Raw genomic sequence first — 15236 nt, 5'->3', positions numbered from 1 at the left:
GGCGTGATTGATGTACGAAATTGAACCGGTAGGCGGAACCGCCTGTAAGTTCTGGTTGTACAGGCCATGCTGCATCACTGATTCGCGCAATGCCTGCCAGTCGGCCTGCGTCGGCAGTGCAATGCCTGCATCGGCGAAGATCTGTGCCACGCGCGCGGTGCGCGGCTGCCAGGGGCGATCCACATATTTATCGAAGTAGTGACCGTTGGCGTATTGCGACTGGTCAAAACCATCAAAGCGCTGTTTACGCTCTTGTGCCAGCAGGTTAGAGGTGCGCACCGCGTGATAGGTCACGCAGTAGAAGTAAAGATTGGTGAAATCCAGCGCCTCTTCCGAGCCATAAGCCATGCCTTCACGCGCCAGGTAACCATGCAGGTTCATCTGACCCAGGCCCACCGCGTGTGAACGACGATTGCCTTCCGCCACCGACGGCACCGAGTTGATTTCGCTCATCTCAGAAACCGCTGTTAAGGCGCGTACCGCCGTTTCCACGGTTTGTGCCAGATTGCGGGAATCCATGGCATGGGCAATGTTCAGCGAACCGAGGTTGCAGGAGATATCTTTGCCCACGCGACGATAGTTGAGATCGTCATGGAATTCGCTGGCGCTGTTCACCTGCAAAATCTCCGAGCACAGGTTGCTCATGTTGATGCGACCAGCAATCGGGTTATGACGGTTCACGCTGTCTTCGTACATGATGTACGGATAGCCTGACTCAAACTGGATTTCGGCCAGCGTCTGGAAGAAATCACGCGGCTTGATGTAAGTCTTGCGGATGCGATCGTCCGCCAGCATCTCTTCATACAATTCGCTAATGCTGATATCACCAAATGCCTTGCCGTAAATACGCTCAACGTCGTACGGCGAGAACAGCGCCATATCGCGATTCTCTTTCGCCAGCTGGAAGGTAATATCCGGGATCACCACGCCCAGTGACAGTGTTTTGATACGGATCTTCTCGTCAGCGTTTTCGCGCTTAGTATCGAGGAAGCGGAAAATATCCGGATGGTGCGCGTTCAGCCACACTGCGCCCGCGCCCTGACGTGCGCCGAGCTGATTCGCATAAGAGAACGCATCTTCCAGCATCTTCATCACCGGAATCACACCAGACGACTGGTTTTCGATACGTTTAATAGGCGCACCGGATTCACGCAGGTTGGAGAGCAGGAATGCCACGCCGCCGCCACGTTTGGACAGTTGCAGCGCCGAATTCACCGCACGGCCAATCGATTCCATGTTGTCTTCGATGCGCAGCAGGAAGCAGGACACCAATTCACCACGCTGCTGTTTACCGCAGTTGAGGAAGGTTGGGGTGGCTGGCTGGAAGCGGCCACTGAGCATTTCTGCCAGCAATTCACGTGACAGCGATTCATTACCGCGTGCCAGCGTCAGCGCCACCATGCAGGCGCGCTGCTCGAAAGTTTCGAGATAACGTTTACCGTCGAAGGTTTTCAGCGTGTAGCTGGTGTAAAACTTCCACGCCCCCAGGAAGGTGTGAAAACGGAAACCCCAGGCATCGGCTTCATCGTGCAACTGGCACAGGAAATTGAAGTCGTACTGATTCAGTACCGTGGCTTCATAGTAGCCTTCCGCCACCAGATAGCGCAGACGATCGCCCGCCGAAGCGAACTGTACGGTATTCGGCTCTACGTGCTGCAGGAAGAACTGGCGCGTGGCCTCATGATCTTTTTCAAACTGAATGCGGCCATCGGCGTCATACAGGTTCAGCATCGCATTGAGCGCGTGATAGTCCAGCTGCGTGCTGTTCAGGGTGTCTGTCGTTGCCAAAATTGGGTTACTCCCGCTTTTACATTAGCGATATCGTCGGGGGTTCCCATCAGCTCAAAGCGGTAGAGATAAGGAACCTGACATTTCTGCGCAATAATGTCGCCCGCCAGGCAGTAGCCTTCACCGAAGTTGCGGTTACCGGCAGCAATCACCCCGCGAATACCGCGTCGGTTGGCGTCATCATTAAGGAATTGAATCACTTGTCTGGGCACCGCACCTCGCGCGCTGCCGCCGCCGTAGCTCGGCACCACTAAGATATAGGGCTGGTCGATATTGAGGCACTGCTTGCCATCCAGCGGAATGCGGCGAGCAGGCAGTCCCAGACGAGTGATAAATCGGTGCGTGTTTTCCGACTGGCTCGAGAAGTAGACCAGTGGGAACATCGCCTTATCCCCCGACTGCAGCGAGCTGGCGCAGGCTGGCGATTTTGTCAGGGCGGAAGCCGCTCCAGTGGTCATCATGGGTCATGACAACGGGCACCTGGCGATAGCCGAGGGATTTGAGGTTATCAATGGCTTCCGGTTGGGTATCGAGGTTGATCAGCTGATAGTCGATACCTTTGCGGTCCATGGCATTTTTTGTCGCGTTGCACTGGACACAGTTGTTTTTAGTGTAAATAATAATGCGCATGATTCGTATTTCCCTTTGATTGCGGTCTGGATGCGAGATACGAAGCAAAATCCTGTTTGCAGCGAACTTCGTCCTTGACGACATCTGGTAGTGAGTTGATGGGTTGAATACTAGATGTAGTGTTCGTGGCGGTCAAGCCCACCAGATATAGGGATTTTGTATTTTAATCTTCGGATAATCGCTAACACCAGAAATCATGCGCCTTCCAGGCCCGAAAATTTTTTTGTAAAGGCGCAGGGCGTGAAATTTAGGTCAAATTTTGTGCGTATTCATTCACCACAGGCATAAAAAAGCCCCGCAATCGCGAGGCTCTCTTTAAACACCAGTGACGGTTAACGGCGTGACATCAACAGTGCACCTAGCACTAAGCCAACCGCGGCACCCACACCGACGCCATGCCAGGGTTTATCATGCACATAGGCATCAACCTGATAGCTTGCGTCACGCGCTGCCTGAGAAACACGGCTGTTACCGTTATTCAGTTTTGCGCGAGTCTGTTTTAACAGCGACTGCGCTTTGCTGCGCGCGCTGTCCACTTCATCTTTGGCTTCGCTGCCGTAAGATTTAAGTAATGCTTCGAGCGAATCTGCCAGCTCATTCACATCCTGATTAATATCAATGTCATCGTTTTTGCTTACGCGATTAAACATTTTTTCGCTCCCTTTGATTTAACAAGTAATACTTAGTGTAGACGAAACGTGACTAAACGCAGGCGTATGCCAGGCTTTAGGGAAATTCCGAATGTCCTGTATGTCGGGCTGTTGTAAGGTTGCGGGGCTGTGAGAAGAGAGGAGCAAGCATGTATTTACGTCCGGATGAGGTAGCGCGCGTACTGGAAAAGGCAGGGTTCGAAATGGACGCCCTGACGCCGAAAATCTACGGTTATCGTCGTGGTGAAAGCTATGTCTACGTCAATCGCGAAGCGCGCATGGGCCGCACCGCATTGATCATTCACCCCACGCTGAAAGAGAAAAGTCAGCACTTTGCCGAGCCCGCCTCAGAAATGAAAACCTGCGATCACTACACGCAGTTCCCACTTTATCTGATGGGTGAATCCCAGGAACACTACGGTATTCCGCACGGTTTTAGCTCGCGTATTGCGCTTGAGCGCTATCTGCAAGGCGTATTTGGCGCCTGATGTTGTGCCCCGTTGACGCGGGGCCGCCCCCCGATATTTAAAACCCCTACCCTTTGCCACGTTGCAAATTGACACGCTGGCGCGTATAACCCTGTGTCCATATAGATGTTCAGACGTCCATACGGATAAAAATAATGCAAACGCAGGATACTTCTTCGCAGGAAAACTTTAAGCGCACCATGAAAGTGCGGCATCTGGTGATGCTGTCGCTCGGCGGCGTGATTGGCACCGGACTCTTCTTTAACACCGGCTATATCATCTCGACCACCGGTGCAGCGGGCACGCTGCTGGCGTATCTGATCGGGGCGCTGGTGGTGTGGCTGGTGATGGTGTGCCTGGGTGAATTGGCCGTGGCGATGCCGGAAACCGGCGCGTTTCATGTCTACGCCGCGCGCTATCTCAGCCCGGCAACCGGCTACACCGTGGCATGGCTCTATTGGCTGACGTGGACGGTGGCGCTTGGCTCCAGCCTGACAGCCGCTGGTTTCTGCATGCAGTATTGGTTCCCCACCACGCCCGTGTGGTTATGGTGCCTGGTGTTCTGCATCGCCATCTATCTGCTGAATATCGTCTCCTCGCGTTTCTTCGCGGAAGGGGAGTTCTGGTTCTCCATCATCAAAGTGGTCACCATCATTGCCTTTATCATTCTTGGCGCGGGCGCGATGTTTGGCTTTATCCCGATGAAGGATGGCAGTGCTGCACCGGGCCTGAGTAACCTGACCGCTTCAGGTTGGCTGCCGCACGGCACCTTGCCCATTTTGATGACCATGGTGGCGGTGAACTTCGCCTTTTCAGGTACCGAACTCATCGGTATCGCCGCAGGGGAGACCGAACAACCGCAAAAAGCCCTGCCGCTGGCGATCCGCACCACCGTGGCACGATTAATTATCTTCTTCATTGGTACGGTATTCGTACTGGCTGCGTTGATCCCGATGGATCAAGCGGGCATCGTCAAAAGTCCGTTTGTGCTGGTGTTTGAGAAGATCGGCATTCCCTACGCGGCCGATATCTTCAATTTCGTGATCCTCACGGCGATCCTCTCCGCCGCTAACTCCGGCTTGTATGCGTCGGGACGCATGCTGTGGTCACTGGCAAATGAGAACACGTTGCCGCGCTGTTTCGCACAGGTGAACCGCCGTGGGATTCCGGTGCTGGCGATCACCGTCAGTATGATCGGTGGCTTGCTGGCGCTGTTTTCCAGTGTGATCGCGCCGGATACCGTGTTTGTGGCGCTGTCAGCCATTTCAGGTTTTGCGGTGGTGGCGGTGTGGCTGAGTATCTGTGCCTCGCACTATGTGTTCCGTCGTCGCCATCTGGCCGCAGGTGGTTCGCTGCAACAACTCGCCTATCGCGCGCCACTCTATCCTTTAACGCCGATTCTCGGTTTCCTGCTGTGCCTGCTGGCGTGTGTGGGGCTGGCGTTCGATCCGTCGCAGCGTATTGCGCTGTGGTGTGGCATTCCGTTTGTGCTGTTCTGCTATGCCGCATACCATGTCACGCATCGACGTAACCTAAAGGCCGGGGAGGCCAATGATGTCGCGTAATCCTGTCGCAGAAGCGTTAACTCAACACGACACACTGATTCTGGATGGTGCGCTGGCCACCGAACTGGAGGCGCGCGGCTGCAATCTCGCCGATGCGTTGTGGTCTGCCAAAGTGCTGATGGAAAATCCTGAGCTGATTTATCAGGTGCATTACGACTATTTTGCTGCTGGAGCCAATGTGGCGATCACCGCCAGCTATCAGGCCACGCCGCAAGGCTTTGCGGCGCGTGGACTGGATGAGGCGCAGGCGCTGGAATTGATTACGCAAAGTGTGAAGCTGGCACAGCGTGCGCGCGATGATTATCGTGCGGCATCAGGCAGTGAAGCCGCTTTGCTGGTGGCCGGCTCCGTTGGGCCTTATGGCGCTTACCTTGCTAATGGTGCTGAGTATCGCGGTGATTACGCCCTGCCAGAAGCGGAGATGAAAGATTTCCATCGCCCACGCGTCAAGGCGCTGTTCGACGCGGGCGTGGATTTGCTGGCGTGTGAAACCTTGCCGTCGTTTGCTGAAGCGCAGGCGCTGGTGAGTTTGCTGGCAGAGTTTCCGGACAGCAGCGCATGGTTCTCCTTCACGCTGCGTGATGCGCAACACATCAGCGATGGCACGCCGCTGAGCCAGGTCGCCGACCTGGTGAATACCGCACCGCAGGTGGTGGCGATGGGCATCAACTGTGTGGCGCTGGAGAGCGTGACCCCGGCGCTGCAAGCCCTGCAGGCACTTTGTGCCAAGCCGCTGCTGGTCTATCCCAACTCAGGCGAACAGTACGATGCCAGCAGTAAAACCTGGCACTCGGCACCGTCGGGCTGCAAGCTGCATGATAAATTCCCTGAGTGGCAGCAAGCGGGCGCGCGGCTGATTGGTGGCTGTTGCCGCACCACGCCACAGGATATCGCGACGATTGCCGCCTGTTGTCAACCGCAATAAAGACCAGAAAAGCAGCACTGATAGCGCGATTGAGGCGAGTGAAAAGCGGGATAGGGCAGTTTAGACTGTCCTATCTGATTCTATTGCGGACCTGCCATGAACCTGCGACATCTTCTTCCTGCCACTGCATTGCTGCTGAGCGGCTGTGCCACCATTGTCGGCACGGAAACGCAGCCGGTAAAAATCGATTCTGTCCCGCAAGGTGCACGTTTCACCGTACAGGATGAGACGGGCCGCGCGGTGGCGCAGGGCTACACGCCACAAACCGTCGAGCTGGCAAAATCCACCGGCAATTACTTTGGTAAGAAGCATTATCAGGTGATGCTGGAGAGTCCGGGCTATGTACCGGTGACGCTGCCGATCGAGGCCAGTGCCAACTTGTGGTATCTGTTAGGCAACATCCCGTTACTGGGCTTCCCCGGTTGGCTGCTGGTGGATCCGTTCTATGGCGGCATGTACGACCTGAAACCCGAACATCCTCAGCCACGTCTCAACGTGGTGGGGGCACGCGGCGGTTAAGGTCGGAGGGCGGCAGAAATGGCGTCATGCCGCTCACTTAAGCCGGCGAGTGGCTCTTTAACCCCATGCGCATGGGTTAAAGACCACACAAGTCTTACTGCGCTGTCGGCTTCACCATCGCATGACCGGATTTATGCTGTGCCAGATACTGCTGCTGGAAAATGCACATTCGAATGGTATTGCGATATTCACCATTGATGAAAAATTCGTGCTTCAGCACGCCTTCCACTTCAAATCCCAGCTTGGTGTAGATGTGAATCGCTTTCTCATTCTCCTGATCAACGATCAGGTAGAGTTTGTAGAGATTCAGCACCGAAAAACCGTAATCCATCGCTAACTTTGCTGCCTGGCTGGCTAAACCTTTGCCCTGATGTCCCGGATCGATAATGATCTGAAACTCAGCCCGGCGATGCACATGGTTGATCTCGACCAGCTCCACCAATCCCGCTTTTTGCCCGTCATGTTCGACAACAAAGCGGCGCTCGGTTTGATCGTGAATGTGTTTGTCATAGAGATCCGACAGCTCCACAAAGGCTTCGTACGGCTCCTCAAACCAATAACGCATCACGCTGGCGTTGTTATCTAACTGATGCACAAAGTGCAGATCTTCTCGCTCAAGCGGACGCAATTTCACCGTCATACGGTGTTCCTTCTGTTGAAAAACTGGCGTGAGTATAGCGCCATCCGCCAAAGGTTGCTTTCGCACCAGTGTGATCTCCAGCAGAGGATTTCTGCACCGATTCAGTGCGCGGTCTCCACCCCATTTCCCCATCACAATGGGTTTTCACAATCTGGCACAGCCATTGCTTGGCTTGTATAGATAAGACTATACAACCGTTGTTTTTCATCACCTTTATCAGGAGTGGAAGATGGGCAAGCCAGTGAAACACGTTGTTCGTGCATTAACCGCCGTAGTCCTGTGCGCCAGTGCTTTAGCCGCACAGGCAGCCGACACCAAAGTCGCTATCGGTATTTCCGGCTGGACCGGATTTGCCCCACTGACGCTGGCTGATAAAGCCGGGATCTTTAAAAAGCACGGCCTTGATGTCGATGTGAAGATGATTCCGCAGAGCAGCCGACATCTGGCGGTGGCTTCCGGCACCATTCAGTGTGCAGCGACTACGGTAGAAACCTACATCTCCTGGAACGCTGCAGGTGTGCCGATCAAGCAGATCGTTCAGCTGGACAAATCTTATGGTGCTGATGGCCTCGCCGCCCGCAGTGACATCACCAGCATCAAAGATCTCAAAGGCAAAACTATCGCGGTGGATGCGCCCGGCACCTCACCGTATTTCCTGCTCGCCTGGATGCTGGATAAAAACGGCATGACGATGAAAGACGTGCGTCTGGCGACCATGGCTCCTCAGGCGGCGGCCCAATCTTTTGCGGCGGGTCAAAACGATGCGGCGGTGACCTATGAACCTTATCTCTCGGTGATCCGCAATCAGCCTAAAGCCGGCAAGATCCTCGCCACCACGCTGGATTACCCGATGGTGATGGATACGCTGGGTTGCACGCCTACCTTCCTGAAAGCACACCCTGATGCCGCAAAAGCGCTGGTGGCCAGCTATTACGATGCGCTGGAGATGATCAAACAGCAGCCGGACAAGTCTAACGAGATCATGGGTGCAGCGGTGAAATCCACGGGCAAGGAGTTTGCGGAATCAGCCAGTTATTTGCGTTGGCAGGGGCCGGAAGAGAACAAGAAATTCTTCAATGGCGAAATTGAAACCTTCAGTGATGAAGCAGGCAAACTGCTGTTACGTGCGGGCGTGATCAAGAAAATGCCGGATGTGAAGAGTTTGTACGACGCCAGCTTCGTGCAGTAAAGCAGGAGAAAGGAGATGGAGATGAGTAAAAGCCAACCCGTCACTCCGCCAGCCGCGCTGCCGGATGCGCCACAGCGCTGGCACAATCCGTTAATGGTGCCGTTGAAAGCGATTTCGCTGCGGTTACGTATTGCGCTCGGCGTGGCGTTCTTTGTGCTGTTTATCGCGGTGTGGACGTTGGTCACGCTGGGCGGCATGGTGTCGCCTACTTTCCTCGCCGATCCGCTGACCATGCTGCAGCAGGGCGTGGTGTTGTTCACCGAGTACAACTTCTCGCTGGATATTGGCATGACGGTGATGCGGGTACTGTCGGGCTTCCTGCTGGCGGCCGTAATAGGTGTGCCGCTGGGCATCATGATGGGCGCCTACAAAACCTGGGAAGCCTTTCTCGAACCCTTCGTCTCCTTTTGCCGGTATTTACCGGCTTCGGCTTTCGTACCGTTGCTGATTCTGTGGGCCGGTATCGGTGAAACCCAGAAGATCCTGGTGATCTTTATCGGCTCCTTCTTCCAGATCGTATTGATGGTGGCGGTAACGGTGAGCGGTGCCCGTCGCGATTTGGTGGAAGCGGCTTACACGTTAGGATGCAGCAACCGCTCGATCGTGCGTCGAGTGCTGATCCCCGGTGCGGCACCGGGCATTGCCGAATTGTTACGTCTGGTGCTTGGCTGGGCGTGGACATACGTCATCGTCGCCGAACTGATCGGATCGGAAAGCGGCATCGGCCATATGATCGTCGATAGCCAGGCGTTACTGAATACCGGGCAGATCATTTTCGGCATCATCGTTATCGGCTGTATTGGCTTGATCTCTGATTATCTGTTCAAAGTGCTTAACCGGCGCTTGTTTGCATGGAGCACTCTGTAATGAAACACAGCAAACTCAACGTGCGCGGTGTCGAGCGCATTTTTACCGGCCCCAAAGGCGAGCAGACTCAGGCACTGCAGCCGATTCATTATCAGGTGGAAGAGAATGATTTCATCACCATTCTCGGCCCCTCTGGCTGTGGGAAATCCACGCTGCTGCGCATCATCGCCGGACTGGATACACCCACGCGTGGAGAAATCTGGCTGGACGGTAAAAGCGTGGAAGGACCGGGTGCCGATCGTGGCATGGTGTTCCAGAGCTACACACTGTTCCCATGGCTTACGGTGGAAGAGAACATTCGCTTTGGCTTGCAGGAGCGCGGCATCAGTGCAGCCCAGCAGAAAGAGCGCAGCGATTATTACATTCAACAGGTGGGATTACGTGGTTTTGCTCAACACTATCCGCGCCAGCTCTCAGGCGGCATGCAGCAACGCACCGCGATTGCCCGTGCACTGGCCAACGATCCCAAAGTGCTGCTGATGGATGAGCCTTTTGGCGCGCTGGATAATCAGACGCGCGTGATGATGCAGGAGCTGTTGCTGTCAGTGTGGGAGCAGTCGCGCAAGACCGTGTTGTTCGTGACGCACGACATTGATGAAGCGATTTTTATGGCCAACAAGGTAGCGATTTTCAGCGCCCGGCCGGGCCGCATCAAGCAGGAGGTGGCGGTGAATTTCAATCAAGGACGTGATTACACCATCAAAACCTCACCGGAATTTATGGCGTTGAAGGCCGAAGTGACCGAGTCGATTCGCAGTGAAACGATGCAGGCGATGGCGCATTAAAAAGTTCAGAGTGGTGAAATTCACGGAGTACGGGCCAGTCGCCTCCCTGCGGCTGGCTCCTGGCCCAACGTAAAAGCCTCAGCGCTGCGGATAGCCCTCGCAGCAGCAGAGGCGTTCTGGCCTCCACTATCGTGCCCTTTTTAACAGCCTGCACTGAAGCTTCAGTGCAGGCTGATGCCGTTCAGTGGCAGGCAATCCGCTACGATTTAGCTTAACGTCTTACCCGACAATCCGTCCTAGTGCCATATGCGCTGCACGATCGCACATATGATCGATCACATCAGGATCGTGACTCACCAGCACCATAGTCAATCCGTCATTCTGCTTTAAATCATTCAGCAGGTTGAGGATTTCCGCCTGCACCGACATATCCAGTGCCGAGGTTGGCTCATCCAGTAACAGGATCTTCGGCTCCAGCAGCAGGGCGCGCACAATGGCTACGCGCTGACGCTGGCCGCCAGAGAGCTGATGCGGATAACGATCCGCCAGTGCCGGGTCCAGCCCAACATGGCGGAAACCGTCGTTGATGCGGTCGTCGATATTATCGCGCTTCAGCATCTTCAACGGTTCGGCCAGCGTACGGCGCAGACGATGGCGTGGATGCAGCGAGGCATAAGGATCCTGAAACACCATCTGCACATCACGACGCAGCGGGCCGGTAAAGGCTTTACCTGGCTGCACATCGGTGCCGGCCAGTCGCATGCTGCCGCTCCAGAACGGGTTCAAACCGGCCATCACCCACAGCAGCGATGACTTGCCGCAGCCCGATGGCCCGACCAGGCCAAAACACTCGCCCGCGGCCACCTGCAAAGAGACGTCATGCACCACGGTGCGCAGCTCATAGCCCTGCTTGTGCGACACGCTCAGATTGTTTAACTCAATCATGATCTGCCTCCAGCGCAGCGCGATCCAGCACCGGTAAACGCTCGCCGTGCGTCGCTTTGCTGGGACGACACGCCCACAGCGTGCGCGTGTAAGGATGGTTCGCATTAGAGAGTTGGGCCGCAGGCAGCGTATCCAGTAGTTTGCCTTTGTACATCACCATCACGCGATCGCAGTGCTCTGACACTTGCTGCAGATCGTGGCTGATCAGCAGCAACCCCATATTGCGTTGCTCTACCAAACGGCGAATCAGCGCTAGCACCTGATCGCGCATCGCATGATCGAGCGCCGAGGTCGGTTCATCGGCAATCAGCAGTTCAGGATCGGTGATCAGGGCAATCGCCAGCATCACGCGCTGTCCCATACCGCCGGAGAGCTGATGCGGATAGCGTTTCATTACCTGGCGCGGATCGGGCAAACCCACCGCATCCAGCATCTCGCACACTTTCTCTTTGCGCTCAGCACAGCTCAGTTTGCGGTGCAGTACCAGTGGCTCTTCGACCTGCCAGCCAATGGTACGTGTTGGATTAAGGGCGTATTTGGGGTCCTGCATCACCATCGCGACTTTACCGCCGCGCAGGGCGATCCAGTCACGTTCGCGCAGGCTGAGCGCATCGGCACCCACCACCTGTAAGCGTTCGGCCTGCAACTGTAATGAAGGAGAGAGCAGCCCCATTAGCGAGCGGGCGGTCAGTGATTTGCCCGACCCCGACTCACCCACCAGCGCCACGCGTTCACGGCCAATCTGGAAGGCGATATTATCCACTAACAGCGTACCTTCACTGCGGATGGACAGCCCCTGGGCATCAATTAACAGATCATTTGGCATGACGGGTATCCAGTCGGTCGCGCAGGCCATCGCCTGTCAGGTTAAACGCCAGGCTGGCGAACAGAATCGCGCCACCCGGTGCGGCGGCCACCCACCATTGGTCGAAGATCACTTTACTGCCTTCCGCTACCATCGAACCCCATTCGGCTGTTGGCGGCTGCACGCCCATGCCAAGGAAGCCGAGCCCCGCAGCGGAGAGAATGATGCCGCCGAGGCTCAGCGCCGCGCGCACCACGGCGGTTGGCAAACACAGCGGTAAAATGTGGCCGAACATCAAACGCAAACCGGTAATGCCCTGCATGCGTGCGGCAGCCAGATAATCACTGCGGCGCAGTGCCAGGGTTTCCGCACGTGCCTGACGGGCAAACGGCGGCCAGCTGGTTAATGCCAGCGCCAGCGCACCGTTCATCAATCCCGGACCAAGCATCGCCACCAGCGCCAAAGCAATCACCAGATTCGGCAGCGACAGGAAAATATCCGTGATGCGCATCAGCACGCGCTCGGTCCAGCCGCCAACGTAGCCAGCGGTAATGCCGACCAACAGACCAACCGGTATGGTCAGCACCAGAATCAGTGACACCAGCAGCAGCGTAGGACGCGCACCGTAGATCACGCGAGACAGTAAATCGCGGCCAAAGCCATCGGTGCCGAACCAGTGCAGCGCAGAAGGGGCTTGTAAGCGTTGGGCGATCACCTGGGCGTTAGGATCAAACGGTGCCAGCAGTGGGGCGAACAGTGCCATTGCCACCACGATCACCACCAGTGTCAGGCCGATGGTCAGTGAAGTCACGCGCGCACGGCGGCGGCGCGGACGAACTGTCTCCAGTTCAGAGAGTTGTTGAGTCATCGGGTTCTCGGATCGGTTAACCAGGTGAGGGCATCGGCCACAGCGTTGAGCAGAATAAAGCAGCTGCCTATCAGCAGGGTCGAGCCGAGAATCGCTGGTGTATCAGAGGAAAATAGCGCGTTGGTCATATAACGTCCGACACCTGGCCAGGCGAAGACCGTTTCCGTTAACACCGAGCCTTCCAGCAGCGTGGCGTAGGAGAGGGCGATCACCGTGATCAGCGTCCCCAGCACGTTGGGGAAGATATGACGCAGCAGGATGCGAGTCCGCCCTGCGCCTTTGGCGCGCGCCAGAATCACATACTCTTTGCTGCTCTCTTCTAACAGCGCGGCACGCAATAAGCGTGTAATGCCGGCCATCGCTAACAGGCCAAGAATCACCACCGGCAGCCACAGGTGCGCAATCGCATTGCGGAACATCTCCGGGTCGCCTGACAGCCAGCTATCAATCAGCACAAAGCCGGTTTTCGGCTCCAGCGTGTAGATCCAGATATCATCCAACTGTCCCGGCCCGGCAGACCAGTGCAGCACGGCGTAAAACAGCAGCAGACCGAGCAGGCCCAGCCAGAATACCGGAACGGAATAGCCGAGCAGCGAGATAAAGCGCGCCACGTTATCGATCACGCTGCCCGGCTTCCATGCGGCCAGCAAGGCTAATGTGATGCCAAACACGGCGGCGAAGATCATTGCGCAGGTGGCGAGTTCAATGGTGGCGGGGAAGGTGCGCATCAAATCCGCACTGACGGGCTGATTGGTCAGATGCGAGAGACCTAAATTACCCTGCGCCAGATGGCTGATATAACGCCAGAACTGGACTAAGACGGGCTGGTCGAGTCCGAGGTCGTGGCGCACCTGAGCGTAAGTTGCCTCGCTGGCATGGTCACCGGCGATTTGCTGCACCGGATCAACCGGTGAAAGGTGCGACAACATGAAAGTGAACGCTAACAAACCGATCAGCGTCACCAGCAGCGATAACAGGCTGGTGACCAGACGGCTAAAACGTTGCCAGAGTGGCCGGGCGAACCCGGCCTGTGAAGCAGACACTGCCATTACTTAGAAACCTGCGAGTAATACACCATGTCTGGGTTAATCCCCTGCACATAGCCTTTCAGGTTATCGCGCAGCGCAATCAGGTTGCGGGCCTGCAAGCCGATCACGTATGGCGAGTTCTTCAGTACTTCACGCTGCATCGCCTGGTACAGTTCAACACGCTTGTTGCTGTCCGCTTCGGCGGTGGCGGCCAGCGTCTGTTTGCTCAGCTCTGGAATGTGCCAGTCTGAACGGTAAGCAATGGTTTTACTGCCATCTTCAGGGTTATAAGCAAAGGAGGCGGCGTTGGTATTCGGATCGAAGTAGTCCGCGCCCCAGGCGTTCAGCGTGGCTTCGTACTGATGCGCTTTCACGCGGGTAGAGACTTCAGAACTCAGACCCGGCTGCACTTCTACCTTCACGCCACCTTTAGCAAAGCTGCCCTGCAAGGCTTGCGCAATATCCAGATATGGCGGCTGATTGCTGGTGGAGAGTTTAAAGCTGACGTTGGTCAGGCCGGCTTTCTTCAGAATCGCTTTGGCTTTTTCCGGATCGTAGCTGTACGGCGTGTCATTCAACGCGCCGAGGAAACCTTTTGGCAGGAAGGTCTGGTGCACTTCGAACTGGCCTTTCAACAGGTCGTTGGCAATACCTTTATAGTCGAACAGGTAACGAGCGGCTTCCCACAGGGCTGGATTCTTCAGCACCGGATTTTCACCCACGTTGAACTGGATGTAGTAGAGCGAGGCCATCGGAATCGCTTCGGTCTTCACGCCTGCTTTGCCTTTCAGCGCTGCGATTTGGTCAGCACCGAGGTTACGTGCGATATCCACATCGCCCTGCTCCAGCAGCAGACGACGGGCAGCTGGCTCCGGCACGTTCTTGATCAGAATGTTTTTCAGCTTCGGAGCGCCAGCCGGTGACGTCGGGTTGGCGGTCAGCAGCACCACTTCATGCAGCACCACTTTACGGATTTGATACGGGCCGCTACCGGCTGAATTAGTGCCTAACCATGCATGGCCGAAGTCACCATTTTTGGCATTCGCCTGCGCGGTTTTCTCATCCACAATCGAAGAGACCGGCGCAGACAGCAGGCTCAGCACATAGGCCGGGCTGACGTTGGCGCTCCAGCTGATCTGTACGTGGTTGTCATCGACTTTCTTCAGGAAGGTATCGACGTTGTCTTTATTCCAGCCGAGCTGCGTCAGAATAAAGGAAGGATCGAGATTCAGTTTCACCACACGGCCCAGAGAGAAGATCACATCTTCCGGACGCAGCGGATTGCCGCTAGCGAATTGCGCGCCTTTACGCAGTTCAAAAGTCAGACTGCGATTGTCACTGCCTGGCGTCCACGAGGTTGCCAGCGTTGGCTTCAAATCGGTGGGATTGGTCGGGTCTGACTGGACCAGACGTTGATAGATGTTAGTAAACGCTTGCACCGTGGTGAGTTCAAAGCCCTGCGCCGGATCAAAGCTATCAGCATCATCAGTCGACTGCGCAATTACCAGCGTATCTTTTGGTGTTGCGGCCTGAGAGGAGAAGGCGGCTACCAGCGATAACGCCAGCAGTGAGGGAATGATTTTTTTCATGTTGTTTCCTTGCCTTAAAAAAGTAACGCGAGTTTA

Annotated in this window: 17 protein-coding genes; 7 read left to right on the top strand and 10 right to left on the bottom strand. The window is 55.8% G+C overall.

Annotated elements, in window-relative coordinates; translation table 11 throughout:
• The 4 genes from nrdE to VH86_RS21200 form a co-directional block, all read right to left on the bottom strand.
• On the bottom strand, window positions 1–1788 hold a 1788-nt coding region (gene nrdE, locus VH86_RS21215; protein WP_072050634.1), incomplete at its 3' end, for a class 1b ribonucleoside-diphosphate reductase subunit alpha.
• Window positions 1767–2171: a class Ib ribonucleoside-diphosphate reductase assembly flavoprotein NrdI gene (gene nrdI, locus VH86_RS21210; protein ID WP_045834020.1), complete on the bottom strand. Its 405-nt coding sequence runs from the start codon at window positions 2169–2171 to the stop codon at window positions 1767–1769. The genes nrdI and nrdE, both read right to left, overlap by 22 nt.
• A 4-nt stretch (window positions 2172–2175) precedes the next feature.
• Window positions 2176–2418: a redoxin NrdH gene (locus VH86_RS21205; protein WP_038645282.1), complete on the bottom strand. Its 243-nt coding sequence runs from the start codon at window positions 2416–2418 to the stop codon at window positions 2176–2178.
• A gap of 332 nt (window positions 2419–2750) precedes the next feature.
• Window positions 2751–3068 carry a DUF883 family protein gene (locus VH86_RS21200; RefSeq protein ID WP_034825483.1) on the bottom strand — a complete coding sequence of 106 codons (318 nt, stop codon included), beginning with the start codon at window positions 3066–3068 and terminating at the stop codon, window positions 2751–2753.
• A gap of 149 nt (window positions 3069–3217) precedes the next feature.
• On the opposite strand from VH86_RS21200, the gene VH86_RS21195 reads away from it, so the two are divergent.
• The 4 genes from VH86_RS21195 to VH86_RS21180 all read left to right on the top strand — a co-directional run bounded on the left by VH86_RS21195 (window position 3218) and on the right by VH86_RS21180 (window position 6544).
• The gene (locus tag VH86_RS21195; protein ID WP_038645285.1) at window positions 3218–3556 is read left to right on the top strand and encodes a DUF2002 family protein; all 339 of its coding nucleotides are present in this window, start codon (window positions 3218–3220) and stop codon (window positions 3554–3556) included.
• A gap of 134 nt (window positions 3557–3690) precedes the next feature.
• Window positions 3691–5100, top strand: a complete 1410-nt coding sequence (mmuP, locus tag VH86_RS21190) for an S-methylmethionine permease (RefSeq protein WP_045834019.1) — start codon at window positions 3691–3693, stop codon at window positions 5098–5100.
• The gene (mmuM, locus tag VH86_RS21185; protein WP_045834018.1) at window positions 5090–6025 is read left to right on the top strand and encodes a homocysteine S-methyltransferase; all 936 of its coding nucleotides are present in this window, start codon (window positions 5090–5092) and stop codon (window positions 6023–6025) included. The genes mmuP and mmuM overlap by 11 nt, the downstream gene beginning before the upstream one ends.
• Window positions 6026–6121: 96 nt before the next feature.
• The gene (locus VH86_RS21180) at window positions 6122–6544 is read left to right on the top strand and encodes a hypothetical protein (RefSeq protein ID WP_038645291.1); all 423 of its coding nucleotides are present in this window, start codon (window positions 6122–6124) and stop codon (window positions 6542–6544) included.
• Between the two features lie 94 nt (window positions 6545–6638).
• On the opposite strand, the gene speG is transcribed toward VH86_RS21180, so the two are convergent.
• Window positions 6639–7184, bottom strand: a complete 546-nt coding sequence (speG, locus tag VH86_RS21175; RefSeq protein WP_034825496.1) for a spermidine N1-acetyltransferase — start codon at window positions 7182–7184, stop codon at window positions 6639–6641.
• 229 nt (window positions 7185–7413) lie between these two features.
• On the opposite strand from speG, the gene VH86_RS21170 reads away from it, so the two are divergent.
• From VH86_RS21170 to VH86_RS21160, 3 genes are read left to right on the top strand one after another with little or no spacing between them, the layout of a single operon-like run.
• Window positions 7414–8373, top strand: a complete 960-nt coding sequence (locus tag VH86_RS21170; protein ID WP_045834017.1) for an ABC transporter substrate-binding protein — start codon at window positions 7414–7416, stop codon at window positions 8371–8373.
• Between the two features lie 21 nt (window positions 8374–8394).
• Complete coding sequence (locus tag VH86_RS21165) at window positions 8395–9240, top strand: ABC transporter permease (RefSeq protein WP_045815867.1); 846 nt, start codon at window positions 8395–8397, stop codon at window positions 9238–9240.
• Window positions 9240–10025: an ABC transporter ATP-binding protein gene (locus VH86_RS21160; protein ID WP_045815848.1), complete on the top strand. Its 786-nt coding sequence runs from the start codon at window positions 9240–9242 to the stop codon at window positions 10023–10025. The genes VH86_RS21165 and VH86_RS21160 overlap by 1 nt, the downstream gene beginning before the upstream one ends.
• A 219-nt stretch (window positions 10026–10244) precedes the next feature.
• On the opposite strand, the gene VH86_RS21155 is transcribed toward VH86_RS21160, so the two are convergent.
• Genes VH86_RS21155 through VH86_RS21135 form a run of 5 tightly spaced genes read right to left on the bottom strand, consistent with a single transcriptional unit; the run spans window position 10245 to window position 15200 of the window.
• Window positions 10245–10910, bottom strand: coding sequence for an ABC transporter ATP-binding protein (locus VH86_RS21155; protein ID WP_045834016.1), 666 nt, complete (start codon window positions 10908–10910; stop codon window positions 10245–10247).
• On the bottom strand, window positions 10903–11736 hold the full coding sequence (locus VH86_RS21150; protein ID WP_045834015.1) for an ABC transporter ATP-binding protein: 834 nt from the start codon (window positions 11734–11736) through the stop codon (window positions 10903–10905). The genes VH86_RS21155 and VH86_RS21150 overlap by 8 nt, the downstream gene beginning before the upstream one ends.
• Window positions 11726–12583 carry an ABC transporter permease gene (locus tag VH86_RS21145; RefSeq protein WP_034825506.1) on the bottom strand — a complete coding sequence of 286 codons (858 nt, stop codon included), beginning with the start codon at window positions 12581–12583 and terminating at the stop codon, window positions 11726–11728. Before VH86_RS21145 ends, VH86_RS21150 begins: the two co-directional genes overlap by 11 nt.
• Entirely contained in the window at window positions 12580–13632 is a 1053-nt protein-coding gene (locus tag VH86_RS21140; RefSeq protein ID WP_034825508.1) for an ABC transporter permease, read from the bottom strand. The genes VH86_RS21145 and VH86_RS21140 overlap by 4 nt, the downstream gene beginning before the upstream one ends.
• Entirely contained in the window at window positions 13632–15200 is a 1569-nt protein-coding gene (locus tag VH86_RS21135; protein WP_045815851.1) for an ABC transporter substrate-binding protein, read from the bottom strand. Before VH86_RS21135 ends, VH86_RS21140 begins: the two co-directional genes overlap by 1 nt.
• Between the last annotated feature and the right edge of the window lie 36 nt (window positions 15201–15236).

It is taken from the genome of Pantoea sp. BL1 (genome assembly GCF_000963985.1).
Taxonomy (GTDB): Bacteria; Pseudomonadota; Gammaproteobacteria; order Enterobacterales; family Enterobacteriaceae; genus Pantoea; species Pantoea rwandensis_B.
The sequence above is the reverse complement of the archived record's forward strand: the minus strand, read 5'-3'. Positions and strand labels throughout refer to the sequence as shown.